At 73.9% G+C, this 26,379-nt stretch carries 24 protein-coding genes and 3 pseudogenes; 16 read left to right on the top strand and 11 right to left on the bottom strand.

The features are described 5' to 3' along the window. Nucleotides 1-235 precede the first annotated feature (235 nt). Both rpmG and D455_RS0104670 read left to right on the top strand, forming a co-directional pair. Nucleotides 236-400 carry a 50S ribosomal protein L33 gene (gene rpmG / locus D455_RS0104675; protein ID WP_017569605.1) on the top strand — a complete coding sequence of 55 codons (165 nt, stop codon included), beginning with the start codon at nt 236-238 and terminating at the stop codon, nt 398-400. Between the two features lie 172 nt (nt 401-572). Beyond that, the gene (locus tag D455_RS0104670) at nt 573-821 is read left to right on the top strand and encodes a type B 50S ribosomal protein L31 (RefSeq protein WP_017569604.1); all 249 of its coding nucleotides are present in this window, start codon (nt 573-575) and stop codon (nt 819-821) included. A 167-nt stretch (nt 822-988) separates the two neighbouring features. On the opposite strand, the gene D455_RS0104665 is transcribed toward D455_RS0104670, so the two are convergent. Continuing rightward, the gene (locus tag D455_RS0104665; RefSeq protein ID WP_026122316.1) at nt 989-1,465 is read right to left on the bottom strand and encodes a GNAT family N-acetyltransferase; all 477 of its coding nucleotides are present in this window, start codon (nt 1,463-1,465) and stop codon (nt 989-991) included. A 308-nt stretch (nt 1,466-1,773) separates the two neighbouring features. Between D455_RS0104665 and D455_RS0104660 the strand changes: the two genes are divergently transcribed. Continuing rightward, on the top strand, nt 1,774-4,173 hold the full coding sequence (locus tag D455_RS0104660) for a flippase-like domain-containing protein (RefSeq protein WP_017569602.1): 2,400 nt from the start codon (nt 1,774-1,776) through the stop codon (nt 4,171-4,173). 15 nt (nt 4,174-4,188) lie between these two features. On the opposite strand, the gene D455_RS0104655 is transcribed toward D455_RS0104660, so the two are convergent. Further along, a complete protein-coding gene (locus D455_RS0104655) occupies nt 4,189-4,647 on the bottom strand; it encodes a hypothetical protein (protein WP_017569601.1) in 459 nt (152 codons plus the stop codon). Nucleotides 4,648-4,812: 165 nt separating this feature from the next. Here D455_RS0104655 and D455_RS0104650 point away from each other — a divergent pair, with 165 nt between their 5' ends. Next, a complete protein-coding gene (locus D455_RS0104650; protein ID WP_017569600.1) occupies nt 4,813-5,601 on the top strand; it encodes a class I SAM-dependent methyltransferase in 789 nt (262 codons plus the stop codon). Here D455_RS0104650 and D455_RS35820 read toward each other — a convergent pair. The 6 genes from D455_RS35820 to D455_RS0104625 all read right to left on the bottom strand — a co-directional run bounded on the left by D455_RS35820 (nt 5,585) and on the right by D455_RS0104625 (nt 10,140). After that, nucleotides 5,585-5,716 carry a hypothetical protein gene (locus tag D455_RS35820; protein ID WP_017569599.1) on the bottom strand — a complete coding sequence of 44 codons (132 nt, stop codon included), beginning with the start codon at nt 5,714-5,716 and terminating at the stop codon, nt 5,585-5,587. The genes D455_RS0104650 and D455_RS35820 overlap by 17 nt on opposite strands. Before the next feature lie 14 nt (nt 5,717-5,730). Next, nucleotides 5,731-6,735 carry an MFS transporter gene (locus D455_RS29215; protein ID WP_449289295.1) on the bottom strand — a complete coding sequence of 335 codons (1,005 nt, stop codon included), beginning with the start codon at nt 6,733-6,735 and terminating at the stop codon, nt 5,731-5,733. Nucleotides 6,736-7,046: 311 nt separating this feature from the next. Then, a complete protein-coding gene (locus D455_RS0104640) occupies nt 7,047-7,514 on the bottom strand; it encodes a MarR family winged helix-turn-helix transcriptional regulator (RefSeq protein ID WP_017569597.1) in 468 nt (155 codons plus the stop codon). A gap of 50 nt (nt 7,515-7,564) precedes the next feature. After that, entirely contained in the window at nt 7,565-8,368 is an 804-nt protein-coding gene (locus tag D455_RS0104635) for a SigB/SigF/SigG family RNA polymerase sigma factor (RefSeq protein WP_083922136.1), read from the bottom strand. 325 nt (nt 8,369-8,693) lie between these two features. Beyond that, the gene (locus D455_RS0104630; RefSeq protein ID WP_017569595.1) at nt 8,694-9,650 is read right to left on the bottom strand and encodes a glycosyltransferase family 9 protein; all 957 of its coding nucleotides are present in this window, start codon (nt 9,648-9,650) and stop codon (nt 8,694-8,696) included. 70 nt (nt 9,651-9,720) lie between these two features. Next, nucleotides 9,721-10,140: a CBS domain-containing protein gene (locus tag D455_RS0104625; protein ID WP_017569594.1), complete on the bottom strand. Its 420-nt coding sequence runs from the start codon at nt 10,138-10,140 to the stop codon at nt 9,721-9,723. A gap of 324 nt (nt 10,141-10,464) precedes the next feature. Between D455_RS0104625 and D455_RS0104620 the strand changes: the two genes are divergently transcribed. From D455_RS0104620 to D455_RS0104570, 11 genes and pseudogenes are all read left to right on the top strand, one after another. Then, nucleotides 10,465-12,123: a carbamoyltransferase family protein gene (locus tag D455_RS0104620; RefSeq protein ID WP_017569593.1), complete on the top strand. Its 1,659-nt coding sequence runs from the start codon at nt 10,465-10,467 to the stop codon at nt 12,121-12,123. Then, nucleotides 12,120-13,616, top strand: coding sequence for an HAD-IIIA family hydrolase (locus D455_RS0104615; RefSeq protein WP_017569592.1), 1,497 nt, complete (start codon nt 12,120-12,122; stop codon nt 13,614-13,616). Before D455_RS0104620 ends, D455_RS0104615 begins: the two co-directional genes overlap by 4 nt. Next, the gene (locus tag D455_RS0104610) at nt 13,613-14,629 is read left to right on the top strand and encodes a glycosyltransferase family 9 protein (protein WP_017569591.1); all 1,017 of its coding nucleotides are present in this window, start codon (nt 13,613-13,615) and stop codon (nt 14,627-14,629) included. The genes D455_RS0104615 and D455_RS0104610 overlap by 4 nt, the downstream gene beginning before the upstream one ends. Next, nucleotides 14,626-15,678: a glycosyltransferase gene (locus tag D455_RS0104605; RefSeq protein ID WP_026122314.1), complete on the top strand. Its 1,053-nt coding sequence runs from the start codon at nt 14,626-14,628 to the stop codon at nt 15,676-15,678. The genes D455_RS0104610 and D455_RS0104605 overlap by 4 nt, the downstream gene beginning before the upstream one ends. Then, entirely contained in the window at nt 15,675-16,937 is a 1,263-nt protein-coding gene (locus tag D455_RS0104600) for a glycosyltransferase (protein ID WP_017569589.1), read from the top strand. Before D455_RS0104605 ends, D455_RS0104600 begins: the two co-directional genes overlap by 4 nt. Next, nucleotides 16,937-17,507: pseudogene (locus tag D455_RS29210) on the top strand (D-sedoheptulose-7-phosphate isomerase). Before D455_RS0104600 ends, D455_RS29210 begins: the two are co-directional and overlap by 1 nt. Continuing rightward, nucleotides 17,504-18,895, top strand: coding sequence for a D-glycero-beta-D-manno-heptose 1-phosphate adenylyltransferase (gene rfaE2 / locus D455_RS0104590; RefSeq protein WP_017569587.1), 1,392 nt, complete (start codon nt 17,504-17,506; stop codon nt 18,893-18,895). The pseudogene D455_RS29210 and the gene rfaE2 overlap by 4 nt, the downstream one beginning before the upstream one ends. A gap of 46 nt (nt 18,896-18,941) precedes the next feature. Next, nucleotides 18,942-19,628, top strand: coding sequence for an SDR family oxidoreductase (locus D455_RS0104585; protein WP_017569586.1), 687 nt, complete (start codon nt 18,942-18,944; stop codon nt 19,626-19,628). A 131-nt stretch (nt 19,629-19,759) separates the two neighbouring features. Next, nucleotides 19,760-20,752, top strand: a complete 993-nt coding sequence (locus tag D455_RS0104580) for a UDP-glucuronic acid decarboxylase family protein (protein WP_017569585.1) — start codon at nt 19,760-19,762, stop codon at nt 20,750-20,752. Nucleotides 20,753-21,036: 284 nt separating this feature from the next. Further along, the gene (locus tag D455_RS0104575) at nt 21,037-21,912 is read left to right on the top strand and encodes a glycosyltransferase family 2 protein (protein WP_017569584.1); all 876 of its coding nucleotides are present in this window, start codon (nt 21,037-21,039) and stop codon (nt 21,910-21,912) included. Next, on the top strand, nt 21,909-22,808 hold the full coding sequence (locus tag D455_RS0104570; RefSeq protein ID WP_017569583.1) for a glycosyltransferase family 2 protein: 900 nt from the start codon (nt 21,909-21,911) through the stop codon (nt 22,806-22,808). The genes D455_RS0104575 and D455_RS0104570 overlap by 4 nt, the downstream gene beginning before the upstream one ends. Nucleotides 22,809-22,883: 75 nt before the next feature. Here the strand turns inward: D455_RS0104570 and D455_RS29205 are convergent. Beyond that, a pseudogene (locus D455_RS29205) lies at nt 22,884-24,673 on the bottom strand (acyl-CoA dehydrogenase). A 135-nt stretch (nt 24,674-24,808) separates the two neighbouring features. On the opposite strand from D455_RS29205, the gene aroQ reads away from it, so the two are divergent. Then, nucleotides 24,809-25,276 carry a type II 3-dehydroquinate dehydratase gene (gene aroQ, locus D455_RS0104560; protein WP_017569582.1) on the top strand — a complete coding sequence of 156 codons (468 nt, stop codon included), beginning with the start codon at nt 24,809-24,811 and terminating at the stop codon, nt 25,274-25,276. Between the two features lie 86 nt (nt 25,277-25,362). Here aroQ and D455_RS35085 read toward each other — a convergent pair whose 3' ends face one another. After that, entirely contained in the window at nt 25,363-25,893 is a 531-nt protein-coding gene (locus D455_RS35085) for a DMT family transporter (RefSeq protein WP_017569581.1), read from the bottom strand. 97 nt (nt 25,894-25,990) lie between these two features. Further along, nucleotides 25,991-26,338 (bottom strand): annotated as a pseudogene (locus tag D455_RS35080) (EamA family transporter); the annotation flags it as partial. Nucleotides 26,339-26,379: the final 41 nt, after the last annotated feature.

Here is a 26,379-nt window from a genome sequence, read left to right as displayed (position 1 = left end):
GGCGTCCTGGCGTGTGCGGGGGCGGCGGGGATTCCGCCGCCGAGCCCGTGTGCGCGGCACACCGCCCCGTACTCGTGTGGCGGGACCAGCAGGAGGGGTGTTCCCGGTCGCGGGGCTCCGCACCCGACCCCTGGTCGTCGGGGTGCCTCGTGTGACGGGGAGGATCGACGGGCGAATCCGGGAATGAAAACGGTTATCATTTGCTTGTAACCCGTGAACCCCGGAGGAGGCACCCATGGCACGTAACGAGACCCGGCCGATCATCAAGCTCCGGTCGACCGCCGGAACCGGCTTCACCTACGTCACCCGCAAGAGCCGGCGCAACACGCCCGACCGGCTCACCCTGCGCAAGTACGACCCGCGCGCCCGCCAGCACGTCGACTTCCGCGAGGAGCGCTGACCGAGGGCGCACCGGCACCAGCCCGGGCGGCCGTCCTCCGCCCGGGAGGGTCCACACCGGCCGACCCAGAGGGGGCTCCACCAGCGGTCGGAGCGCCCCGGAGGGTCGGGCGGCCACTCCTCACAAGCCACACCCGGCCCCGCCGGGCCACCTACCAACGTACGGAGCACGCATGAAGCCCGGAATCCACCCCGACTACCACCCCGTCGTCTTCCGCGACCGCGCGGCCGACTTCTCCTTCCTCACCCGGTCCACCGCCACCAGCGACAGGACCATCGAGTGGAGCGACGGCCGGACCTACCCGCTGATCGACGTCGAGATCTCCAGCGCCAGCCACCCCTTCTACACGGGCAACGCCCGCGTGGTGGACACCGCGGGCCGCGTGGAGCGCTTCCAGCGCCGCTACCAGCGCAGGCGCTGACGCCCCGGGTGAACGGCGGGGCCCCGTGCCCCGCCCCGCCCACCAGCGCGGATCCGTTCTCCCCGTGAGGGGCGACCCGGCGCCAGAGGGAGACCCCGCACGGGCGCGCCGATGCGTTCCGGTGGTCGGTGCGCGCCCGTGGCCGGGGCACGTCCCGACCATGCCCGTCAGGGGCGGTGACCCGCGCCGGGTTTGGTCTGCAGCAGGCGCGGCGACACGGCGAACCCGTGACGGGAGTAGGCGGAGACGGCCCGTTCGCTGGAGTGGACACTCACCCGCTCCACGCCGAGATCACGGGCCAGTCCCAGTACCGCCTCGATCAGCCGACCGCCCAGACCGCCGTCACGCCGTTCCGGCAGGACGTACACACACTGCACGTCCCCCGAGACCCGATCGAACGCGTGCGGATACGGCACCCGCGGCGTGACAGCCAACCACGCCATGCCGACCACCGACGCGTCCAGGACCGCGACGAAGCAGTGGTGAGTGGCCCTGTTCCTCTTCCACCAGTCCACGAACCCGGGCACGAACTCGTCGAGGGGGACGTCGGGTTTCCCGCGGGCCTTCCCCAGCCACCGCCACCGCAGTGCGGCGACGGCGTCCATGTCCTCGGGTCCGGCCGGGCGTACGACAACATCGCTCATGCCCCCCGATTATGTCCCGGTGACCCGACACGGACAGGGGCCGCCCCCGCCCGGGGCGGTCGCACCACCCGAACCACGTGTTCGCCCGGACCCCGACCGTCTCCAGGGCTCGGGTCGGGGCCCGGTTCCCGCACCAGGTCGAGCCCGCCGCCCCGGGGAGGCCCGCCCCCTGCCCGGCGTCCCGCCGATCGGACCGGGACGGGTGCACGACCTCCCCGGAGGCTGACCGGAGGGCTGACCGGAAACAGTCGCGGGAAACACCCCGTCCCCGGCGTCTGGACCCCGACCGGTCGGGCAGTCTTGGAAGCGTGACACCCCGAACCGACGAGGCCCCCGCACAGGGCCCACGAACCACGCGGGCCCCGCGCAGGCCCCTCGACCTCCTCGCGGGAACGGCCGGCCTGCTCGTGGTCGCGGCGATCATGATCGCCGTCCACGTGGCCACCGACGGAGTGGAGGCGACCGATCCCGCCCAGCTCCGCGCACTGCTGCCCACCAGCCTGCTCCTGTTCGTCGCCGCTGGTGCCAACCTGCTGCTCATCGTCCTCGTCAGCTACGTCGTCCTGCGCACCCTCTTCACCGCGGGACCACGGTCCCTGGCACGGCCGGTCGCAGCCGGCACGGCCGCCTACACCCTCGCCTCGCTGATCAACGCCACCCTCTTCGCCCTGATCGGCCCCGAGCGTCTCGCCGAAGCGCTCGCACCCGACGAGGTCTTCACCAGCGCCACCCTCGGCTACGTGGCCGCCGTCCTGGCCTTCACCCGCACCATGCCCACCGGACTTCCCCGGATCCGCTCGACACTGTGGGCGGGCAACGCCACCGTCGCGGTCTGCGCCCTCCTGGCGGGGGTCACCAGCCTCCTCGCCCTCGTCCTCACCGTCCTGGTCGGCCTTACCTGCGCCGCCCTGATCCGGTACGCCCTCGGCCAGAGACCGCCGCCGCGGACCGACCACGGCCTGGACGCCGAGCTGAACCGCTTCGGGATGACCAGCACCGGCATCACCCGCACGGACGACGACGGGGACGGCAACCCCCGCCACCTGGCCGAGCTCGACGACGGACGTCGCGTGGAGCTCATCGTGCTCAGCTCCGAGAACACCGCCGGATTCTGGCGCCGCCTGCGCGACCTGCTGTTCCTGCGCGGCCCCGTGGCGCCGCGGATCCTCTACGGCGTCCGTCGCCGCGCCGAGCACGCCGCACTGATGAGCTTCTCCGCCCGGCAGGCCGGGGTCAGCGTCCCCCGCGTCCTGGCCATCGGCGAGCTCGGCCCCGGCACGGTCCTGCTGGTCCGTGAACTGTCCTCCTTCCGCGCCCTGGACGCGTTGGACGACGAGGAGCTCACCGACGCACTGCTCGACCTGTGCTGGCGCGAACTGGGAGTCCTGCACGGCCGGCGCCTGGTCCACGGAAACCTCAACGGCACCACCGTGGGAATCCTGGACGCCCCTTCCGAACCAGCGGATCCTCCCGGGCGGGTGGCCTTCACCGGCCTGGACCGGGGAGCGGTGGCCGCGCCCCAGCTCCAGGTCTCCCTGGACCAGGCCGCCATGGTCACCCTGCTGGCGTTGCGGGTGGGCACCGAACGGGCAGTGGACTCCGCGGTGCGCGCGCTGGGGGTGTCCGCCACGGCCGCGATCCTACCGTTCCTGCAACCCCCCGGCCTGCCCTACTCCCTGCGCGCGGGCCTGCGCGGCAACCGCCAGCTCCTCACGAGGCTGCGCGAGCAGGTGGTGCGCGTCGCCCCCGAGGCGCCCTCCGAACCCGCGCGTCTGGAACGGATGCGTCCGCGCACCATCGTCAGCGTCATCGTCGTGACCGCCGTCGGGCTGGTGCTGCTGTACCAGCTCACCGGGGTGGACTTCACCGCCATCGGCGAGGCCGACCTCGGATGGGCGCTGGCCGCGTTCGTCGTGTCCGTGGTGTGCACGGTCTCCGCCGCGATGATCCTCATCGGCTTCGTGCCCGTACGGTTGCCGTGGTGGCGCACCGTCATGGTCCAGTACGCGGGGTCGTTCGTGCGCATCGCGGCGCCCGCGGGCCTGGGATCGCTCGCGATCAACACCCGCTTCGTCACCAGGTCGGGCGCCTCCACCTCGCTGGCCCTGTCCGCGGTAGGGCTCACCCAGCTGGTCGGGTTCCTGGTCCACGTCCCGCTGCTGCTGGTGTGCGCCTACCTCACCGGAACCTCGTACTGGACGGGGTTCACCCCGTCCCCGACCGTCGTCGTGATCAGCATCGCCGGAACGGCCGTGGTGGGCGTGGTCCTGCTCCTGCCCCGGCTGCGGCGCGCCATCGCCGACCGGATCCGCCCCTACCTGCGCGGGGTGCTGCCCCGGCTGCTGGACGTGTTCCAGAGCCCGTCCAGCCTGTTGCTGGGCTTCGGCGGAACGCTGCTGCTGACCGCGGCGTTCGTGCTGTGCCTCCAGTTCTCCGTCCTGTCCTTCGCCGACCCGGGGACACGGGTGAGCCTGGCGGCGGTCGCGGTGGTCTACCTGGCGGGCAACGCGATCGGCTCGGCGGCCCCCACACCGGGTGGACTGGGGGCGGTGGAGGCGGCCCTGATCGGCGGCCTGACCACCGTGGTGGGCGTTCCCGCCGCCGTCGCGCTGCCCGCGGTGCTGCTGTTCCGGCTGCTGACCTTCTGGCTTCCGGTGCTGCCCGGCTGGGGCGCCTTCTCCTACCTCCAGCGCCGCGAGGCCATCTGAGCGGACCCATCGCCGTCAGGACGCCCGGGAGGGGGAACGTACGAGCCTGCTGACGCCCCAGGCGACGAGCCCGCTCACGGCCCCGACGATCGTGCCGGTGACCAGGCTGCTCACCACCGAGAAGCCGCGGATGACGACCGCGTGCGCTGCGGGGGGCAGGTCGGCGAGGTTGCCGCCCAGCGTCGGCGGGTTCCCGTCCCAGGAGGCGTTCCACAGCAGTTGGTGGCCCAGCGCGAGGAACACCCCGTAGACCGCCCCGACCACCACCAGGGTCAGGAACGGTTTCGGCACCCGGACCAGGACGGCCACGGCGATCCACACGAGCGGCGGGCCGAACACGAGCAGGGAGTTGACGAACGTGCCCTCCCGGGTGATGTCGAGGTCGTGCAGTACCACGCGGGGCACCGCGAGCAGGGCCAGCCCGATCAACGCGATCCAGGGCAGGCCGAGGGCGGAGCGGTTCGGTGCGGTCATACCCGTGACGCTACGGACGCCGCACGTCCGCGACATCCGCGTCCGGTCTCGACCGTGTACGTCCGTACGCGGTACCGGTGGCCGCCTTGCGTCGTTCAACCGGTTGAGGCGCCTCCCGCCGGGTCAGCACAATGGCCCGGCGGCCACAAGAGGACGGAGCGGGGAATGCGGGACTTCGACGACCTGGTGGAGGAGGCGGCGCGGCGGCCCGTCGGCGGGTGGGACTTCCGGTTCCTGGACGGGCGCATGGTCGAGGATCCGCTGCCCTGGTCGTACGGGGAGCGCGCCCGGGAACTCGTGCGGGGGGCCGCCGCCCCCGTCCTGGACCTGGGTACCGGAGGCGGCGAGTTCCTCTCCGGGCTGGCCCCGCTGCCGGCCGGTTCCCGTGCCACCGAGGGCTGGCCGCCCAACGTCCCCGTCGCGCGCCGCAGGCTGGCCCCGCTGGCGGTGGACGTGGTCGAGACAGGCCCCGACGGCCGCCTGCCCCTCCCCTCGGAACGCTTCGGCGCGGTGCTCGACCGCCACGAGGCCTACGACCCCGCCGAGGTCCGCCGGGTCCTCGCCCCCGGAGGGGTCTTCCTCACCCAGCAGGTCGGCAGCGACGACGGGTACGAACTGAGCGACCTCCTGGAGGGCCCGCCCCCGGACCGGGACGCGCACTGGACCCCGGACGCGGCGGTCGCGGGTCTGGAGGGGGCGGGGCTGACCGTCGTCCGCGTCCTCCGGGCCCGCGTCACGCGCCGCTTCCTCGACGTCGGCGCGCTCGTGTCCTACCTGCGGATGGTCCCCTGGCAGGTGCCCGGCTTCGACCCCGGCGCCTCCGGGGAGGCGCTGCTGCGGCTCCACCGGCGGATGGAGGAGGGCGCTCCGCTGACGTGCACCGTGCACCGCTTCCTCGTCGAGGCCGTCCGTCCCCGACCGGGTACGTTCGGCCCGCTCACTCGCCCATGGTGATGGCCTCGGCCTCGGCCCGCACGGACTCCGGGCCGTTGTCAGCCCTGCTCAGCGCCCCGTGCCCGATCAGGGAGACCACCGCCGCCAGCGCCACCGACACCGCCGCCGCGTACATCGGCGCCCCGGGGCTCAGGGCGGCGGCGAGCGCNGGAGCGCCGAGGCGGCCGGGGGAGCGGCGGCGCCGCCCAGGAAGCGGACCGCGGAGTAGGACGAGGACGCCACCGGGCGCGGCAGGTCGCTGACCTCCATGACGCACTCGGTCAGCACCGTGTTGAGCACGCCGAGCAGGAGGCCGCCCAGCACGATGCAGGTGATCAGCCCCGCCGTGGAGGAGATGAGGGCACCCGCGGCGACCAGGTCCACGGCCAGCAGGAGCAGGGCGACGCGCAGGACGCTCGTGCGCCTCCACCTGCGGGTCAGGACCGGGGCCAGGAAGACCGAGGTGACGGCGAGCGCCAGGCCCCAGCCGAAGAAGGTGAACCCGAGGCCCATCTCGTCCAGTCCCAGCGGGAAGGGCGTGTACGCCAGCAGGGCGAAGAAGCCCATGTTGTAGAACAGCGCGGTGATGGCCAGCACCAGGATGCCCGGTACGCGCAGCGCCGTGAAGGGGGCCGACAGCGGCACCGGCGCGGTCCGCTCCGTGCCGTCGCTCCGCAGTAGGACGGCGATCGCGACGAACCCGACCGCCATCAGCGCGGCGGTGCCGAAGAAGGGGCCGCGCCAGCTGACGCTGCCCAGCAGTCCGCCCAGGAGCGGTCCCGTGGCGATGCCCAGCCCAAGCGCGGCCTCGTAGAGCACGATCGCGGACGAGGCCCCGCCGCTGGCCGCGCCGACGATGGTGGCCAGGGCGGTGGAGATGAAGAGCGCGTTGCCCAGTCCCCATCCGGCGCGGAAGCCGATGACGGACTCGACGCTGTCACTGGCCCCGGCCGCCGCCGCGAAGGCCACGATCAGCGCCAACCCGATCAGCAGGGTGCGCTTGGCGCCCAGGCGGCTCGACACCCAGCTGGTGAAGAGCATGGCCAGGCCCGTGATGAACAGGTAGCTGGTGAAGAGCAGCGATGTCTGGGTCTGGGTGGCCTCCAGACTGCGGGAGATCGCGGGCAGGATCGGGTCGACCAGGCCGATGCCCATGAAGGCGATGACGCAGGCGAAGGCCACGGCCCACACGGCGCGCGGCTGCCGGAGGAGGGAGCCCTCCGGCGCGTCCTCCTGACCCGCCTTCCCGGGCGGTGCTGTGCGTGGGGTGTGGGTCTCCGCCGTCATGCTCTGCTGCTCCTGTGGGTTGCCTCGTCGGGGAGGACGGCGGCCTGCGCGGTCGGGGTCCTCAATAACATAGGTAACCTATGCTAACCCCCGAGCATTCCCCGTGCGACGGGACGAGCGTCACGCTCGCGCGGCCCCGCTCAGCGGAGCGGGCTGGTCAGGGCCGGTGTGCGGGCCGCTCAGGCGCCTCCGCGGCGCAGGCGCCCGTCCAGCAGCCGTACGGAGTCCGCCAGCAGTTCCCGCTCATGCGCGGACAGATCGCTGAACAGCGGCGCCAGCGCCTCACCGATCCTGGACCGCCAGTCCTCCAGCGCCGCCGCGCCGGCGACGGTCAGCTCGTGCAGCTGGGCCCGTCGGTCGTCGGGGTCGGGCCGCCGCACCACGTACCCCGAGGAGAGCAGCGACTCCACGATCACCGTCATGGTGGGCTGCCTGACCCGGCAGTGGTCGGCCAGGACGCCCAGTCGCAACGGCCCCTTCTCCTGGAGCACGCTCAGCGCGCGCCACGTCGCCGGGGACGTGCGTTCCCCGGTCTCCTGCGCGGCGTAGCGCCCGATCCGCTGGCTGATGTTGAGCAGACGGACCAGCAGCCGTGCGACCTCGGTGTCCTCCGCGCCTCCTGCGGCGCGCTCGTTCTCGGTGTCCACTCCGTCAGACTAGGGGCTCCTCCCGCGACGGAGCCGGCCCGCCGGGGGCCTCAGGGGTTCTCCTCCCGGCGTGCCTGCTCGGGCACGACCTCCGTGCGCAGCTGCTCCAGGACCCCGGCGAGCAGCCGGGACACGTGCATCTGGGAGTAGCCCATCTCGTCGGCGATCTCCGCCTGCGTGTGGTCGCCGAAGAACCTCAGCATGAGGATCCGGCGCTCCCGTTCCGGCAGGCGGGCCAGGGCGGGCTTGAGGGACTCGCGCTCGACCACCCGTTCCAGGGCGGCGTCGTCGCTGCCCAGGTGGTCCTCCAGGGCGACGTCGTCCTCGCCGTCGGTACCCGAGACGTCGGGCGCGTCCAGCGACAGGGAGCGGTAGGCCTCCGAGACCTGGGTCAGCTCGCGCACCTCCGCCTCGGAGATCCCCATCTCCCGGGCGATCTCCGCGGTCGTGGGCGTGCGCGCGTGCGCCTGCTGGAACTCCCCGGTGACGCGCCGGAGCTGACCGCGGTTCTCCTGGTGGCGTCGCGGTACGCGCACCGCCCAGGTGTGGTCGCGGAAGTGGCGTTTGATCTCACCGGTGACCGTGGGTGTCAGGTAGGCGACGAAGGGCTTGCCGCGGTCGGGGTCGTACCCGCGGATGGCCTTGACCAGCCCCAGCATGGCGGTCTGCCGCAGGTCCTCGTAGGGTTCGCCCCTGCCGTCGTAGCGGTGCGCGATCCGCTGCACCAACGGGTGGTACAGCTCCATCACGCGCTCGCGCAGCAGCACGGCGCGCGGGTCCTGCTCGGGCAGTCCCTTCAGGACCGTCAGGAGTTCCTCCGCGGAGGCGGAGGAGATCGAAGAGGAGACTTCCATGGTTTCGGTGTTCGTGGACACGTGGAACCTCACTCGTCATGGGGCGTCACTCGTGTGAGGGCCTGGAACCGGCGCCGTTCACGTCCTCGCCCGGTGTCCCGCCGCCTCCCGGAGAGGTGCACGCGGGCGGTGTACCCGCGTCGACGACGACCGACGGCGTCCTTCGCGGTCCGCCGCTGGCCCCGGTTCCGGGCCGACGGGCGCGCGGGGCGCGCGCACCCGTGAGTACGGTTCGGAAGAACCGTGGAACCACCGTCTGGGGGAAGTCCGACCGGGCTCCGGGGGAGCCCGGGACGTGCGGGGACGGGGCGCCCCCGCGGGGTGCTCAGTATCCACGTACCGCTCCTCCCGTCGTGCGGGCACGGGAGGCCACGGTGTCGCACGCGGCGACGACCTCCCCGACGCCGATGGCGTCCAGACCCGGATCCAGGGCCGTGCCGTGGGGGTCGCCGAGGCGTCCCGCCCACAGGCACGCGTGGATCTCCCGGTCCACCCGGGGACCCCACACCTCCGGAGAGACCGGGCCGAACAGGCGCACCGACGGCGTGCCGTAGGCCGTGGCCAGGTGGCCCACCCCCGTGTCCCCGCACACCACCAGCCGGGCCTCGCCGACGAGCCGGGCCAGCAGGTCCAGGGAGGTGCGCCCGGCCAGGACCGCGCACGCGTCCAGCCCGGCGGCCTCGGCCACCCGCTCGGCCAGCGCCGTCTCCCGCGCCGAACCGGTCACCAGCACCCGCAGTCCCGAGCCCGCCAGGTGCGCGGCCACCCGCGCGAAGCGTTCCGCGGGCCACCGGCGCGACTCCGAGGCGGCCCCCGGATGGATGATCGCGGTGCCCCCCGCGGCCACCGCGGCGTCCGCTCCGGCCGTGTTCCCGGGCTCNCAACGGATGTCGTCGGGGTCGGCCGCCACGCCGTGCAGGCGCAGCAGGCGGCACCAGACCTCCGCGTCGTGGGTCCCGTGCGGCCACTCGGGCCCGGGCCACTGCGGGGCGGACGGGTGCCCGTGGGTCCACAGCCGTCCTGGTGCCAGGGCGGCCAGGGACGCCGTGCTCTGCGGGCCCCGGCCGTGCAGGTTGACCGCCAGGTCCGGGGCGCCGCCCTCGGGAACGCACAGGGGTTCGGTCGGCAGGACCTCCCAGCTCAGTCCGGCCAGCGCGACCAGGTGCCGGTACCAGGACGGCCCCGCCAGGACCCGGTGCCACGAGGGCAGTGCCCGCTCCAGCGCGCGCAGCGCGGGAACGGCCGTGGCGAAGTCGCCGAGCCCCAGCGCACGCGACACCACCAGGGACGGCCCTCTCCCGCCCGAGCCCCCGTGGTCGGGCGAGGACGGCAGCACGTCCCCGGTGGGACGCTCAGTGGTTGGGGTCGGCCGCGCTGACATCGGCCAGTGCCGAGGTCTCGTCGACGGCTCGGGCCAGGTCGCCCATGGACACGACGCCCACGACACGGGTGCCGTCCACCACGGGGAGGCGGCGCACCGCGCTCGTGCGCATCACGTGCACCGCGTCGGCGATCCCGCTCTGGGGCGGCACGGTGGCCACCTCGGAGCTACAGACGTCGTTGACGGTGTGCTGGGCGGGGTCGCCTCCCTCGGCCACGCAGCGCACCACGATGTCGCGGTCGGTCAGGATGCCGATGATCCTGTCGTCCTGGGTCACGACGACGTCCCCCACGTCGGCGTCGCGCATGATCTCCGCGACCTGGCGCAGGGACGTGTCCGGCGAGACCGTGCGGACCGGGCTGCTCATCACCTCGTCGATGCTGTGCACCATGGTCCTCACTCCTTTCGTGCCGGTCGTATTCGGTGCTCCCACGAATCGCCCCGCGCCTCCGTGGGCGCGGTGGAATCGGAGAACACTCCCAACCCTCACACGACCCATAGCCCACATCCGGGTGGACAAACATGACATCTCACTCCGTGTCATTGAGTGACTGCGGGTGTACGCGTGCGTCCCCCAGGAGCCCCATGCGCGCGTCGTGGCAGGTGGGGCGGGCTCGCCCCACGGTGCCCATGTTTAGTCGTCGCTTCGACTGGTAGTCGAGTGAGTGCGCTCGGCGTCTGAATCCACAGACCCGAACCAGGAGGGAGCGGTCACATGCGAGTCCTCGGTGTCAACGCCGTCTTCCACGATCCGGCAGCGGCGATCGTCGTGGACGGCCGCACGGTCGCGGCGGCGGAGGAGGAGAGGTTCTCCCGGCGCAAGCACGGCAAGGCACCGGTTCCCTTCTCCACATGGGAGCTTCCGGAGCAGGCGATGCGCTGGTGCCTGGAGCGCGCGGGCCTGCGACCGGCCGACCTGGACGCGGTGACCTACTCCTACGACCCGTCCCTGGCCGACCCCGAGGGGCCCGGGCAGGACCGCGGCTGGGAACGCCTGCGCCTTTTCTACGTCGAACGCGTGCCGCACTTCCTCGCCACCGCCCTGCCGGGCCTGGACCCGGCCAAGGTCAGCTACGTGCCCCACCACGTCGCGCACGCGGCCTCCGCGGGGCTCGCCGCCCCGCCCGAGGCCGGGGGCGGGGAGTGCGCGGTGTTCGTGGCCGACGGGCGCGGCGAGAGCACCTCGCAGCTGGCGGGCGTGTACACCGGCGGGAAGCTGGAGGTGCTGGCCCGCCAACCGCTGCCCGAGTCCCTGGGGCTGGTCTACGAGGAACTCACCGAGCACGTGGGCTTCCACCGCTCCAGCGACGAGTACAAGGTGATGGCGCTGGCCTCCTACGGCGAGCCCACCATGCTCGACGGGATACGCGAGCGCGTCCGCTACGAGGGCGACGGTATGGTCCGGGCCTCGGGTGTGGACTGGAAGGCCTTCGCCGAGCCGTGCCAGCCGGGACAGGAGCCCTCCAAGGAACACGCCAACCTCGCCGCCAGCGTGCAGGTCGCCATGGAGGAGACCCTCCTGGGCGTGCTGGGCTGGCTGCACGAGCGGACCGGCCGCCCGCACCTGGCGATGGCCGGAGGGGTGGCGCTCAACTGCGTCGCCAACAGCCGCATCGTCCGCGAGGGCCCCTTCGAGAGCGTGTGGGTGCAGCCCGCCTCCGGCGACGCGGGCACCGCGCTGGGCGGCGCCCTGCACATGGCCTCGCTCGTGGAGGACAGGGTGGCGCCCATGCCCGGGGCCGACCTGGGGCGCTCCTGGGACGAGGACGAGCTGCGCGAGCTGCTGCGCGAGGCCGACGTCGAGTTCGAACGCCCCGAGGACCTGGCCGACACCGTGGCCGAGGCCCTGGAGGGGGACTCCCTGGTGGCCTGGTTCCAGGGCGGCTCGGAGTACGGGCCCCGCGCGCTGGGGCACCGGTCCCTGCTCGCCAACCCCTCCAACCCGGGCAACCTCGAACGGCTCAACCGGGTCAAGGGACGCGAGCAGTTCCGTCCCGTCGCGCCGATGGTGGCCGAGCGCAGGGCCCCGGAGATCTTCTCCGGAGGGCCCCTGCCCAGCCCCTACATGCTCTTCGTCCACGAGGTGCACCCCGCCTGGCGCGAGCGCATACCGGCGGTCGTGCACGTGGACGGCACGGCCCGGGTCCAGACCGTCGCGCCGGAGGACGATCCGCTCACCTCGCGCCTGTTGGAGCGTTTCGAGGCGCGCAGCGGCCTGCCGGTCCTGGTCAACACCAGCCTGAACACCGCCGGTCGGCCCATGGTCGACTCGCCGCGCGACGCACTGGAGTGCTTCGGGTCGGCGCCGGTGGACGTGCTGGCGATCGGGCCGTTCGTCGTACGCCGCCACTCCCGTGAGGGGGCGCGCCGGTGAGCACTCCCCGATACTCCGTCGTCGTGCCCACGGTGGGGCGCGACACCCTGCCACGTGTACTCCGGCCACTGCTCGACGCGCCGCCCGAGGTGGCCCCCGAGGAGATCGTCGTCGCCGACGACCGGCCGTTCGACGCGACCGGGCCGCTGCCCGGCACCGACCACACCCGGGTGCGGGTCCTGCGCACCGGGGGAGGCGGACCCGCCGCCGCGCGCCAGGCCGGATGGCACGCCTGCGGCGCCGAGTGGATCGCCTTCCTGGACGACGACGTCGCCCCGCCCGCCGACTGGCCGGAGCGGTTGTGCGCCGATCTGGCCGACCTGCCCGCCGAGGTGGCGGCCAGCCAGGGGCGTATCACCGTGCCCCGGCCTCCCGGACACCGGCCGACGGACGCCGAACGGGCCACCCTGGCCCTGGAGGGAGCCCCGTGGATCACCGCGGACATGGCCTACCGCAGGAGCGCCCTGGAGACGGTCGGCGGCTTCGACACCCGCTTCCCCCGCGCCTACCGGGAGGACACCGACCTCGCCCTGCGGGCCGTGTACGCCGGGTACGTCCTCGTACGGGGGGAACGCGAGTGCGTGCACCCGCTGCGCGGGGGCGGTCGCTGGGCCAGTCTCGCGGCGCAGCGCGGCAACGCCGACAACGCCCTGATGGACCGCCTGCACGGGCGCGGCTGGCGCCGCCGGGTCCATGAGGGGCCCGGAGGACTGCGCGGACACGTGGTGACCACGGCCGCCCTGCTGGGCGCCGCCGGGGCCGCGCTGTCCGGGCACCGTGCGGCGGCCGGGGTGCTGGGGGCCGTGTGGGCGGTGCGCACCGCCGGGTTCGCCCGGAGGCGGATCTCCGGCGGCCCCGGCACCCCGGGCGAGGTCACCGACATGCTGGTGACCAGTGCGCTCATCCCGCCCCTGGCCTGCTGGCAGCGGTGGCGCGGCCGGATCCGCCACGCCGGTGCGCGCCCGGCGGCCGGAGTCCGCGCCGTCCTGTTCGACAGGGACGGCACCCTGGTCGAGGACGTTCCCTACAACGGCGACCCCGACAAGGTACGGCCCACGCCCTCCGCCGCCCGCGCCCTGGCCCTGGCCCGCCGGGCCGGGCTGGCCGTCGGGGTGGTCAGCAACCAGTCGGGGATCGCCCGCGGACTGATCGGCCCCGACCAGGTGGACGCCGTCAACCAGCGTGTGGAGGAACTGCTGGGGCCCTTCGACGTCTGGCGGGTGTGCCCGCACGGCGAGGAGGACGGCTGTACGTGTCGCAAGCCCGCACCCGGCATGGTCCGCTCGGCCGCCGCCGCGCTGGACTTACTGCCCTCCCAGTGCGCGCTGGTCGGCGACATCGGCTCCGACGTCGACGCCGCGCGGGCCGCGGGCGCGCGCGGCGTGCTCGTACCCACCGCCGCGACCCTGGACGCCGAACGCCGGGCCGCGCCCGAGACCGCCCCCGACCTGGAGGCGGCCGTCCTGCGCCTCCTGGGAGGGGGCGCTCCGTGAGTGATGACACCGTACTCGTGGCGCGCCTGGACAGTATGGGGGACGTCCTGCTGTCCGGGCCCGCCGTGCGTGCCGTCGCCCACGGAGCGGACCGGGTGGTCTACCTCGCCGGTCCACGGGGCGCCGAGGCCGCCGCGATGCTGCCGGGCGTGGACCGGGTCCTGACCTGGTGCGCGCCCTGGATCGCCGCAGAGCCCCCTCAGGTGGACCGCGACGACGTCCTCGGCCTCGTCGAGCGCCTGTCCGGCCTCGGCGCGGACGCCGCCGTGCTCCTGACCTCCTTCCACCAGTCGGCGCTGCCGCTGGCCCTGCTCCTGCGCATGGCCGGGGTGCCCCGGGTCTCCGCCGTCAGCGAGGACTACCCGGGCAGCCTGCTCGACGTGCGCCACCGCGTGACCTCCGGGATCCCCGAGGCCGAGCGGATGTTGTCCCTGGCCGAGGCCGCCGGGTATCCGCCGCCCCCGGGTGAGACGGGACGCCTGTCCGTACGCCGGCCGCTGCCCGACACCCGGGGGCTGACCGGACCGGACGGGTACGCGGTGGTCCACGTCGGCGCGGACGCGCCCTCACGGGAGCTGCCGCCCGACCTGGCCGCCAAGACCGTCGCCGCGCTGGCCGAGCGCGGGTACCGGGTCCTGGTCACCGGCGGCGCGGGGGAGGCGGGGACGGCCCGCGAGGTCGCCGCCCACGGCGGCACGGACCTGGTCGGGCGCACCACCGTCGCCGAGCTGGCCGACGTACTCGACCGTGCCGCCGTCCTGGTCGCGGGCAACACCGGGCCCGCCCATCTGGCCGCCGCCGTCGGCACGCCCGTGGTCTCGCTCTTCGCCCCGGTCGTGCCCGCCTCCGCGTGGGCGCCCTACGGCACCCCCGTCCGGGTCCTGGGAGACCAGCTGGCGCCCTGCGCCGACACGCGCGCCCGGGTGTGCCCGGTACCCGGGCATCCCTGTCTGACCTCCGTCTCCTCCGACGACGTCCTGACCGCCGTCGACGAACTCCTGGGGGCACGATGACCATTCACCAACCGACACCGACCGTCCCCGCCCAGGCCCCTGCGGGTATGGCCCAGGGCCGGGCCAGGACGCCCGCGCGCGTGCTGCGGATCCTGCTCTGGCACGTCCACGGTTCGTGGACGACCGCGTTCGTCCACGGCGGTCACACCTGCCTGCTGCCGGTGACCCCGGACCGGGGACCGGACGGACGGGGCCGCGCCCGGACCTGGGACTGGCCGGACAACGCCGAGGAGGTGGCCTGGGAGGACGTGCGCGGGAGCGAGCCCGACCTGGTCATCCTCCAGCGCCCGCACGAGATCGCCCTGGCCGAACGGCTCCTGGGGCGCGCCCCGGGCCGGGACGTGCCCGCCGTCTACGTCGAGCACAACACCCCGCGCGACGACGTGCCGGTCACCCGGCACCCCGTCGCCGACCGCGACGACATCCCGGTCGTCCACGTCACCCACTTCAACGACCTGTTCTGGGACTGCGGCCGCGCGCCCACCCGCGTGGTCGAGCACGGCGTGCCCGACCCCGGCCACCGCTACACCGGGGAGGTCGCCCGCGCGGGCGTGGTGCTCAACGAACCCCTGCGCCGCTGGCGCTTCACCGGTACCGACCTGCTTCCCGCGCTCGCCGAACGGGTGCCCCTGGACCTGTTCGGCATGGGCGTGGCCGGGGTCCCCGACCACCTCGGGCTGCCGCCCTCGCGGCTGCGCGCCCACGAGGACCTGCCCCAGGGGAGCATGCACGACCAGCTCGCCCGCCGCCGCGCCTACGCGCACCCCCTGCGGTGGACCTCCCTGGGCCTGTCCCTCATCGAGGCCATGATGCTCGGCCTGCCCGTCGCGGTCCTGGGGGCCACCGAGGCGTACGAGGCCGTACCGCCGGAGGCGGGCACCGTCTCCACCGACCCCCGAGTACTCGCGGAGGCGCTGCACGCGTTCCAGGAGGACGGCGACCTCGCCTTCCGCGCTGGTAGGGCGGCCCGTGCGGCGGCTCTGCGCCGTTACGGGCTCACCAGGTTCCTCGACGACTGGGACCGGGTGCTACAGGAGGTGACGTCATGAGGATCGCCATGGTCTCCGAACACGCCAGCCCGCTGGCGGCGATCAGCGGGGAGGACGCGGGCGGCCAGAACGTGCACGTGGCAGAACTGGCCATGGCGCTCGCGGCGCGCGGACACGAGGTCGCCGTCTACACCCGCCGTACCGACGAAGAGCGGCCCGACACCGTGCCCATGGGCCCCGGCGTGCGCGTGGAGCACGTACGGGCCGGACCGGCGGCACCGATCGGCAAGGACGAACTGCCCCGGTACATGCCCGAGTTCGCGCAGCGTCTGCGGGCGGCCTGGCGGATCCACAGACCCGACGTCGTCCACGCCCACTTCTGGATGAGCGGTTTCGCCTCACTGCGGGCCGCCAACGCCCTGGACCTGCCCGTGCTGGAGACCTTCCACGCCCTGGGCACCGTCAAGCGCCGCCACCAGGGCTCGGAGGACACCAGTCCCGTCGAGCGCGTCCCGACCGAGCGCGCCGTGGCGAGCCGGTGCGACATGGTCGTGGCCACCTCCACCGAGGAGCGGCGCGAACTCGGCGAGTGGGGCATCCCGACCGAGCGCGTCGCGGTCGTGCCCTGCGGTGTGGACACCGGCCGCTTCACCCCGGAGGGCCCCCGTGCCGCGAGCGGCGACCGTCCGCGCCTGCTCAGCCTGGGACGCCTGGTCCGGCGCAAGGGCGTGGACACCGTGATCCGCGCGCTGGCCGAGGTGCCCGAGGCCGAACTGGTCATCGCCGGAGGAGCCGACCGCGAACACCTGTGGACCCAGCCCGAGGCGGTGCGGCTGCGCATGGTCGCCGAACGGATGGGCGTCGAGGACCGGGTCCGCTTCCTGGGCTGCGTGGACCGCGAGGAGGTCCCCGCACTGCTCAGGTCGGCCGACGTGGCCGTCAACATGCCCTGGTACGAGCCGTTCGGGATCTCCACCGTCGAGGCGATGGCCTGCGGTGTCCCCGTGGTCGCCTCCCGCGTGGGAGGCCACGTCGACACCGTCGTGCACGGGGAGACCGGCCTGCTCGTCCCGTCCCGGTCCCCGAAACGGCTGGGCCGCGCCGTGCGCTGGCTGCTCTCGGACGAGACGACCAGGACCGGCTTCGCCGACGCGGCGGCCGAGCGGGCGCGGGAGCGGTACTCGTGGGCGGAGGTGGCCCGACGCACCGAGGAGTGCTACCTGCACGTGACCGGAACCGCGGCCGGAGCGTCCGTCCCGGCGCCCCGGGCGGTCAGCGGCACGCCGGTCGGCACCACCGCCAGGGGAGGTGAGGAGTGATGCACACGCATCTGAGGCGGCTCAGTTCCGCGCTGGACGGCACCGACGCCGCCCGCGTCGAGGGGTGGGGCCGCCAGGCCGCGCGGGCCCTGGGGAGCGGGCAGNNNNGGCAGCGCCGCCGAGGCCCAGCACCTGACGGCCGAGCTGACCGGACGCTTCGAGGACGAACGCGAGCCCCTGTCGGCCATCGCGCTGCACGCGGAGACCTCCAGCGTGACCGCCATCGCCAACGACTACGGGTACCGCCAGGTCTACGCGCGCCAGCTGCGCGCCCACGCCCGTCCGGGCGACCTGCTGGTGTGCATGTCCACCAGCGGCAACAGCGAGAACGTGGTCGCCGTGGCCAAGGCCGCGCACGAGCTCGGCGTCCTGTGCTGGTCGCTGACCGGCCCCGGCCCCAGCGCCCTGGAGTCGCTCAGCGACGAGACGGTCGCTGTCCCCGCGCCCCGGACCTCGACCGTGCAGGAGGTCCACCTGGCCCTGGTCCACGTGTTCTGCGCCGCGGTGGACGAGGAGGTGGCCCGTGCGGAGCGGCGGGCGTTCGTTCCGGCGAGGAGGGTCGCCACATGAGTGATCGGACCGTGGTGGTGGTCGGCGACGCCCTGCTCGACGTGGACCTGCGGGGCGTGTCCCGGCGCGACTGCCCCGACGCGCCCGCTCCCGTGCTGGAGGGGTTCTCGTCCTGGTACCGGCCGGGCGGCGCCGCGCTGGCCGCCCTGTGCGCCAGCCGCGCCGGACACGACGTGGTCCTGGTGACCGCCGTGGGACGCGACGAGGCCGCCGACGACCTGGCCGCGCTCCTGGGAGAGGGCGTCAGGCTGGTGGGGCTGCCCCTGATGGAGCACACGCCCACCAAGACGCGGGTCCAGGCCAACGGCCGCACCGTGGCCCGTCTGGACCAGGGGTGCGACGGAGTGGAGGCGGACGCGCCCGCGGAGCTCGTGGAACGGGCCCTGGCCGACGCGTCGGCCGTGCTCGTGGCCGACTACGGGCACGGGCTCGTCCGCCAGCGCGCGGTGCGCCGGGCCCTGGCGGCCTGCGCGGAGCGCGTTCCGCTCGTGTGGGACCCGCACCCGCGCGGTGCCGATCCCGTACCGGGAACGCGTCTGGCCACGCCCAACGCCGCCGAGGCGGGGGTCGCCGGGAGCACGGACGAAGAGGTTCTGCGCAGGGCCGGTGAACTGGCCGGAGCGTGGGGGGTGCGCTCGGTGGCCGTCACCCTCGGCGCGCGCGGGGCCGCATGGTCCGACGCGGCGGGAGAGGACGGCCTCGTGCCGGGCGATCCCGTCCGCTCGCCGACGGACACCTGCGGTGCCGGGGACGCCTTCGCCGCCGCGTGCGCCACCGCGCTCGGCGACGGCGTGGACGCCCGCGACGCCGTCCGGCACGGGGTCGTCTCGGCGACGCACTTCGTGGCCGGGGGAGGGGCCGCGGCCCACGCCGCCCCGCGCCCCACCGCACCGGAACCCCGTGCCTCCGCCGTGCCCGGTCCGCGGACCGCGGAGCGCGCACGGGGCGGACGGCCCGGACGGGTCGTGGCGACCGGGGGCTGCTTCGACGTCCTGCACGCGGGCCACATCGACCTGCTGCGCCGCGCCCGCGCCCTGGGCGACCGCCTCGTGGTGCTGCTCAACAGCGACGCCTCCGTGCGAAGGCTCAAGGGCAGCGAACGTCCGGTCGTCGGCGAAAGCGACCGCGCCCGGGTGCTGTCCGCGCTCGACTGCGTGGACGAGGTCGTCGTCTTCGGGGAGGACACGCCCGTGCGCGCCCTGGAGGACCTGCGGCCCGACGTGTGGGTCAAGGGCGGCGACTACGACGTGGAGGACCTGCCCGAGACGCCCGTCGTGCGGCGGGCCGGAGGAGAGGTGGTCACCGTGCCGCTCGTGCCCGGCCACTCCACGACCGGCCTGATCACCCGCATACGCGGACGGGGCCGCGACGGCGTGCCCGTGCGCTGAGGGCGCCGGGCGAGGAAAGAGACACCAACACACGAACGGGGGAGAGATGCGCCCGCTGGGAAACACGCTGATCACCGGAGGCGCCTCGGGCCTGGGCGCGGCCACCGCCGAGGCCGTGGCCGCCGAGGGCGGCCGACCGATCATCCTCGACAAACAGCACCCCGGTAACGACCTGCCCTTCGAACAGGTCGACCTGGCCGACCGCGAGGCGGTCGAACGCGCCGTCCAACAGGTCAGCGTCCAGCACGGACGAATCGACGCCCTGGTCAACGCGGCCGGGACCGACGCCTGCGGGACGCTCACGGACGTGTCCGCCGAGGACTGGGAGCGGGTCATCCAGGTCAACCTGATCGGCACGGCCGCCGTGACCCGGGCCGCCCTGCCGCACCTGCGCGCCTCCGAGGGCACGGTCGTCAACTGCGCCTCCACGCTCGGCCTGCGCGCGCTCAGCGACGCCACCGCCTACTGCGCCTCCAAGTTCGGAGTGGTGGGCTTCACCCGGGCGCTGGCCGCCGAACTGGCCGGTCAGGTCGGGGTGACGCTCCTGGTCCCCGGGGGCATGAGCACCTCCTTCTTCGACGACAGGCCGGAACAGTACAAGCCGGGGCCGGACGCCAAGCTCAACGCGCCCGAGGACGTGGCCCGCGCGGTGGTCTTCGCCCTGCGCCAGCCGCCCGGCTGCGAGATGCGCGAGATGGTCATCTGCTCCTCCCAGGAGACCTCCTGGCCCTAGGCGTCGTGGTGTGGCGGCGGGTGGGTCCGCCCGCACCCGCCCGCCGCCCTCCCCACAGCCCCCGACGGCACGGCCAGCCAGAGAAGACGGACCCAGGCAAGCGGTGAGACCATCCGAGGAGGTGGGCGACGATGCGGCAACGCGCGTCGAGAGGAACGGCCCTGGTCACCGGTGGTGCCGGTTTTATCGGCTCCCATCTGTGCGAACGGCTGCTGGAGAGGGGCACACGCGTGGTGTGCCTGGACAACTTCGCCACCGGCCGCGCCGAGAACGTGGGACACCTGGCCGGACACCCCGGGTTCGAGCTGAGGGAGGCCGACCTCACCGAACCGTTCGTGCTGGAGGAGCCCGTGGACACGGTGTTCCACCTGGCGTCGGCCGCGTCGCCGCCGGACTACCTGCGCCTGCCCGTGGAGACGCTGGAGGTGGGCAGCCTGGGCACCAGCAACGCGCTGGAACTCGCCGAGCGCCACGGCGCACGCCTGGTCCTGGCCTCCACCAGCGAGGTGTACGGCGACCCGCTGGAGTACCCGCAGCGCGAGACCTACTGGGGCAACGTCAACCCGGTCGGCCCGCGCAGCGTGTACGACGAGGCCAAGCGCTACGCCGAGTCCCTGACGATGGCCCACCACCGGGCGCGCGGGGCCGACGTGGGCATCGCGCGGATCTTCAACTGCTACGGGCCGCGCATGCGCGCCGACGACGGCCGCATGGTGCCCACCTTCGTCAACCAGGCGCTGGAGGGCCGACCCCTGACGGTGGCCGGTGACGGGCACCAGACGCGGTCGCTGTGCTACGTGGAGGACACCGTGCGGGGCCTGCTCGCCCTGGCCGACAGCACGGAGACCGGGCCGGTCAACATCGGCAGCGACGAGGAGCTGTCCGTGTTGAGCCTGGCCCGCGTCGTCATCAACGTCACCGGGGCGCGGTCGCCGATCACGTTCGTCGAGCGGCCCGAGGACGATCCGCACTTCCGCCGTCCCGACATCGGCCTGGCCGCCAAGGCCCTGCACTGGCGTCCGCGGATCCGCCTGGACGAGGGGCTGCGCCGCACGGTCGCCTACTTCGTGGAGCGGCGCGACCGCTACGAGGGCCTGCCCGAAGGGGCCACACCCGCCAACTAGCGGGCCGACCGGATGTGTTGCTGGTGTGGCGTATGGGTCCTGGGCGGTTTCCGGATCACCGCACCGGGGCCCGTACCGAAGCGGGTGGGAGCCCCAGGGCCCGCGCTGCGAACGGGGACCCGGCCCGGAGGCGTTCGGGCGTCCGCGGGTTCCGAAGGCGGGAGAGGGGAGCGTTGGCGGTGGCCCGCCCCGGCTCGGGACGCTCCGGCGGGCGGAGTCGAAACGGAGCACCCGGGCGGGCGGTCCGGAGACACCGCGCCGAAACAGGGAGAGGAGAGGGCGACGTGGGAAACCCGGAGCGTTCGCGGGTCACCGTGGTGGTGGCCACCCGTGACCGCCGTGAGGAACTGCTGCGCACGTTGCGGCACCTGGACCGACTGGAGCCCCGACCGCCCGTGGTGGTCGTGGACAACGCCTCCACGGACGGGACCGCCGAGGCCGTCCGCGAGGGGTTTCCCGACGTCCTGCTCGTGCGCCAGGACCGCAACACCGGCTGCGTCGCACGCAACACCGGGGTGGTCCGCGCCGAGACGCCCTACGTCGCCTTCTGCGACGACGACTCCTGGTGGGCGCCGGGGGCGTTGGAGGCGGCGGCCGACGCGCTGGACGCGCACCCGCGTCTGGGGTTGGTCGCCGCGTCCGTGTTCGTCGGGGAGGAGGAGCGGCCGGACCCGGTCAACCGGGCGCTGGCGCACAGCCCGCTGCCCGAGCGCGACGGTCTGCCCGGACCGCGGGTCCTCGGCTTCCTGGCCTGCGCCGCCGTGGTGCGGCGCGCGGCCTTCGTGGAGACGGGCGGCTTCAGTCCGCTGCTGTTCTTCGCCGGCGAGGAGGCGCTCCTGGCCCAGGACCTGGCGGCGTCCGGCTGGGAGCTGTGCCACCTGGAGCACGTGCGCGTGCACCACCACCCGTCCTCGACGCGCCCGCCGGGCCCGTGGCGGCGGACGCTGGAGGAGCGCAACGCGCTGCTGACCGTCTGGCTGCGCCGCCGCCCCGGACTGGTCCTGACGCGGACGGCGCGGTTGGCGGGGCATTCCCTGCGCGACCCCGTCTCACGCGGCGCCCTGACCGGGGCGCTGAGGGCCCTGCCCTCGGCGGTGGCGGGCCGCCGTCCGGTGCCCGCGCACGTGGAACGGGACCTGTCGCTGCTGGAGGACGCATGAGCGAGGACCCCCGTGTCGGGATCGTGGTCATCACCCGCGACCGCCGTGAGGAACTGCTGCGGACCCTGGACCGCCTGCGGACGCTGCCCGGGCCGCCGCCGACCGTCGTCGTGGACAACGCCTCCACCGACGGTACGGCCGAGGACGTCGCCGAACGGCATCGGTGGGTGCGCCTCGTCCGTGCCGGGACCAACCTGGGCTCCGTGGGCCGCAACGTCGGGGTGGAGGCCCTGGACACGCCCTACGTCGCCTTCTGCGACGACGACACCTGGTGGGAACCGGGTTCCCTGGAGCGGGCCGCCGACCTGATGGACGCCCATCCCGGACTGGGTTCGGTGACGGCGCGCCTGCTCGTCGAACCCGGGGGCGAGGAGGATCCCCTCACCCCCGAGCTGCGCCACTCGCCGGTCACCGGGCCCGACTGGCTGCCCGGGCCCGCCCTGCTGGGGGTGCTCGCCGGGGTCACGGTGTTCCGTGTCCGTGCGTTCCGGCAGGTGGGCGGCTTCTCCCGGCGCCTGTGGATGGGCGGTGAGGAGGAACTGCTGGCCCTGGACCTGGCCGCCGCCGGGTGGTGGATGTGCTGGGACGAGGAGACGGTCGCCCACCACGCCGCGTCCCCGGTGCGCGATCCCACGCGCAGGAGGCGCCTGGGGATCCGCAACACCCTGTGGACCGCCTGGCTGCGCCGACCGGCGGGAGGCGCGTGTCGGCACACGTGGTCGGTCCTGCGGTCGGTGCCGCGCGACCGGTCGAGCGCGATGGCCGTCGCCGAGGCCCTGGCGGGCCTGCCCTGGGTGCTGCGGGAACGCGCGCCGGTCCCGCGGCGGGTGGAGGACGGACTGCGTGCCCTGGAGGCTCCCCGCAGGCGGTCCCGTGCCCGGCGCTACGTGGGCTGAGGGGAGCCGTCACCGACGCTCCGGGGCCCGGCCGCCGCCGCACACCCGCCGCGTGCTGGCGGCGACCGCGTCCCCTCAGAGCACGTCGGGCGAGACGTCCAGCACGGTGCGGTCGCGGGAGGCCACCAGGTCGAACTGCGGTCCGGTGCGCGGCAGTTCGTGGCGGAAGAAGTACGCCGCGGCGGCGCGCTTGCCCTCGTAGAAGCCGCCCTCGCGGCCGTGCGCGGCCACCAGCTGCTCCAGCCACAGCCAGGCGACCACCACGTGACCCACCGCCTCCAGGTAGGGGGTGGCGTTGGCCAGCGCCACGGCCGGGTCGCCCTCGGCCCAGGCCGCGGCTGCCGTCTCCGCCGTCCGGTCCAGGGCGGCCGACAGCAGGTCGGCGTACTCGGCCTCCCGACCGCCCAGGCCACGGGCCCGGTCCACGGTCGCGCGCGCGGTCTCCACGAGCAGCGACAGCCGCGCGCCGCCGTCGAGCACGGCCTTGCGCCCCAGCAGGTCCAGGGCCTGGATGCCGTGGGTGCCCTCGTGGATCGGGTTGAGCCGGTTGTCCCGGTAGTGCTGCTCCACGTCGTACTCGCGGGTGTAGCCGTATCCGCCGTGCACCTGGATGGCCAGGCTGTTGGCCTCCACGCACCACTGGGAGGGCCAGCTCTTGGCGATCGGCGTGAGCACGTCCAGCAGCAGGTGGGCGCGCTGACGGGCGTCCTCGTCCCCGGCGCTGTCGGTCTCGTCCACCAGCCGGGCGCAGTACAGCACCAGGGCGAGCGCGCCCTCGACGTAGCTCTTCTGGGCGAGGAGCATCCGGCGCACGTCGGTGTGCTCGACGATCGGCACCTGCGGCCGCGCGGGGTCCTTGGCGTCCAGCGGGCGGCCCTGGAGGCGTTCGCGCGCGTAGGCCAGAGACTTGAGGTAGCCGGTGTAGCCGACGGCGGTGGCGCCCGCGCCCACCCCGATCCGTGCGCCGTTCATCATGTGGAACATGTACTTCAGGCCCTGGTGCGGCTCGCCCACCAGGTAGCCGACCGCGCCCGGCCTCCCGCCGGGGGTGTGGCGGCCCTCGCCGAAGTTGAGCAGCGCGTTGACGGTGCCCCGGTAACCCATCTTGTGGTTGAGCCCGGCGGGCACGACGTCGTTGCGCTCGCCGATCGACCCGTCGGCCTCCAGCAGGTACTTGGGCACGACGAACAGCGAGATCCCCCTGACCCCGGGAGGGCCGCCGGGGATCTTGGCGAGCACCAGGTGCACGATGTTCTCGGTCAGCTCGTGGTCGCCCCCCGAGATCCACATCTTGTTGCCGAACAGCCGGTGGGCGCCGTCACCGTCGGCCTCGGCGCGGGTGGTGATGTCGGCCAGGGAGCTGCCCGCCTGCGGCTCGGACAGGCACATGGTGCCGGTGAAACGTCCCTCCACCATGGGGCGCACCCAGGTGTCGACCTGTTCGGGGCTGCCGTGCGCCAGGAGCAGGCGCGCGTTGCCCGCGGTGAGGAAGGGGTAGGCCGAGGTGCCCAGGTTGGCGGCCTGGAAGTAGGCGCTGCACGCGCTGGAGACCACGTGCGGGAGCTGGCCCCCGCCGACCGAGGCGGGCATTCCCGCGGCGCTCAGGCCGGTCTCGGCGTAGACCTCCAGGGCCTTCCTGACCTCGGGGATGACGTGGACGCGCTCGCCGTCGAAGTGGGGCTCGTTGGCGTCGTTGGCCTTGTTGTGCGGCGCGAAGTGGTCGGCGGCCACGCTCTCGGCCAGTTCCAGCGCGGCGTCGAGGGTCTCGCGGGAGTGGTCGGCGTANGGCTGGTGAGCGTCTCGGTGTCGAGCCACTCGTGGAGCAGGAAGTGCAGGTCGCGCGTGGACAGCAGGGTGGACGCCACGGGTCGCCTCCTAGGAATCGTGGACCGACTGGTCGGTATGTTACCCGGTCCGTTGAACCGGGAGGTGACCGGGGCCACGGCGCCCTCCGGGTCCTAGGCTTGCTGCCATCGACCCGAGAAGGAGCGCTGACCCGCATGTCCGCTGTGTCCGACCAGTCCCGCACCGTCCTGCTGCTCAACGGCCCCAACCTGAACCTGCTGGGCACCCGTGACCCCGAGCAGTACGGCACCACCACCCTGGCCGAGGTCGAGCGGCGCGTGGTCTCCCTCGGCCAGGAGCTGGGAGTGGAGGTGGTCTGCGCGCAGAGCAACAGCGAGGGCGCGTTGGTGGACCGGATCCACGCGGCCCGGGGCTGGGCGGGGGTGGTGCTCAACCCCGGCGCCTACGCCCACTACAGCATCGCGCTGCGCGACGCGGTCGACGCGGTCGAGGCCCCCGTGGTGGAGGTGCACATCTCCAACGTGTACGCCCGTGAGGCGTTCCGGCACACGTCGGTGACCGCGCCGGTGGCCGCGGGCTACGTCGCCGGGTGCGGGGTCTTCGGCTACGAGCTGGCCCTGCGCGCGGTGCTCCGGCGCGACGCCGAGCGCAGGGGCGACTGAGGGACGCCCGACCCCGGACGGTCGCGGTGGGGAGGCCGCCCCACCGCGACCGTGGACGCGATCACACGGGACAGGCCGCCCTGCCGCTACACCTTCGGAGACCCTTCCGGCGCCGGGCTCGCGTGCCCGGACTCCCGCTCCCTCGGGGAGGGACCCCGCCGGGACCGGACCGCGACACCGGCGCAGAGGACGATGGCGACACCGCCGAGGACGGTGGGCCAGGTCAGCCGCTCGTGCAGCAGTAGCGCGGCCCAGCAGAGGCCCATGACGGGCTGGGTGAGCTGGATCTGACTGACCCGCGCCATCGGGCCGATCGCGAGCCCGCGGTACCAGGCGAAGAAACCGAGGAACATGCTCACCACGGCGAGGTAGGCGAACGCGGCCCACTCGACCGGCGTGCCGGTCGGTGGCTGTCGGAGCACCGAGACGACGGTGAGCGCGGTCATCAGCGGAGCCGAGAGCACGAGCGCCCAGGACACGGTCTGCCAGGCCCCGAGTTCGCGGGCGAGGAGACCTCCCTCGGCGTAGCCGACCGCGGCCGCGACGACGGCGCCGAACAGAAGCAGGTCGGACCAGTGGATTCCGCCGAACCCGCCTCCCTGCGACGCGGCGAACACGACGGCCGCGACCGCTCCCGCCGCGGCCANNNGGGGGGGGGGGCCGCTCGTGCCCGCGGACCACGGCCGTCACCGCGGTCGCGGCGGGCAGGAGTCCGATCACGACGGCGCTGTGACTGGCGGAGGCCGTGGTGAGCGCGAAGGAGGTCAGCAGGGGGAAGCCGACGACCACACCACCGGCGACGACCGCCAGGCGCGGCCACTGGATCCCGCTGGGCGTGCGCTGCCTGGTGAACGCCAGCGCGGCGGCGGCGAGCAGCGCGGCGACGACCGCACGCGCGCACCCGACGAACAGCGGTGACATCCCGCCGCACTCGACGGCGATCCGGGTGAACGGGACGGTGAGGGAGAACGCCGCCACGCCGAGCAGGCCCCACCAGAGACCCGTGCGGACTGAGGATAGCGCTCGTGTGCTTTGGAGAGTAGCGCTACTATCATTTATCATGAACAACGATAGCAGTTCGCGGATCGTCGCAGAGCTTCGGG

It is taken from the genome of Nocardiopsis halotolerans DSM 44410, from assembly GCF_000341065.1.
Classification (GTDB): Bacteria; Actinomycetota; Actinomycetes; order Streptosporangiales; family Streptosporangiaceae; genus Nocardiopsis; species Nocardiopsis halotolerans.
Note: the sequence above shows the minus strand (reverse complement) of the source record. Positions and strands in the feature narration are given on the sequence as shown.

Coding starts and splice junctions, on each gene's coding strand:
- rpmG (WP_017569605.1), top strand. CDS start 236: ATGGCACGTAACGAGACCCGGCCGATCATCAAGCTCCGGTCGACCGCC.
- D455_RS0104670 (WP_017569604.1), top strand. CDS start 573: ATGAAGCCCGGAATCCACCCCGACTACCACCCCGTCGTCTTCCGCGAC.
- D455_RS0104665 (WP_026122316.1), bottom strand. CDS start 1,465: ATGAGCGATGTTGTCGTACGCCCGGCCGGACCCGAGGACATGGACGCC.
- D455_RS0104655 (WP_017569601.1), bottom strand. CDS start 4,647: ATGACCGCACCGAACCGCTCCGCCCTCGGCCTGCCCTGGATCGCGTTG.
- D455_RS0104650 (WP_017569600.1), top strand. CDS start 4,813: ATGCGGGACTTCGACGACCTGGTGGAGGAGGCGGCGCGGCGGCCCGTC.
- D455_RS35820 (WP_017569599.1), bottom strand. CDS start 5,716: ATGTACGCGGCGGCGGTGTCGGTGGCGCTGGCGGCGGTGGTCTCCCTG.
- D455_RS0104635 (WP_083922136.1), bottom strand. CDS start 8,368: ATGGAAGTCTCCTCTTCGATCTCCTCCGCCTCCGCGGAGGAACTCCTG.
- D455_RS0104625 (WP_017569594.1), bottom strand. CDS start 10,140: ATGGTGCACAGCATCGACGAGGTGATGAGCAGCCCGGTCCGCACGGTC.
- D455_RS0104620 (WP_017569593.1), top strand. CDS start 10,465: ATGCGAGTCCTCGGTGTCAACGCCGTCTTCCACGATCCGGCAGCGGCG.
- D455_RS0104605 (WP_026122314.1), top strand. CDS start 14,626: ATGACCATTCACCAACCGACACCGACCGTCCCCGCCCAGGCCCCTGCG.
- D455_RS0104600 (WP_017569589.1), top strand. CDS start 15,675: ATGAGGATCGCCATGGTCTCCGAACACGCCAGCCCGCTGGCGGCGATC.
- rfaE2 (WP_017569587.1), top strand. CDS start 17,504: ATGAGTGATCGGACCGTGGTGGTGGTCGGCGACGCCCTGCTCGACGTG.
- D455_RS0104585 (WP_017569586.1), top strand. CDS start 18,942: ATGCGCCCGCTGGGAAACACGCTGATCACCGGAGGCGCCTCGGGCCTG.
- D455_RS0104580 (WP_017569585.1), top strand. CDS start 19,760: ATGCGGCAACGCGCGTCGAGAGGAACGGCCCTGGTCACCGGTGGTGCC.
- D455_RS0104570 (WP_017569583.1), top strand. CDS start 21,909: ATGAGCGAGGACCCCCGTGTCGGGATCGTGGTCATCACCCGCGACCGC.
- aroQ (WP_017569582.1), top strand. CDS start 24,809: ATGTCCGCTGTGTCCGACCAGTCCCGCACCGTCCTGCTGCTCAACGGC.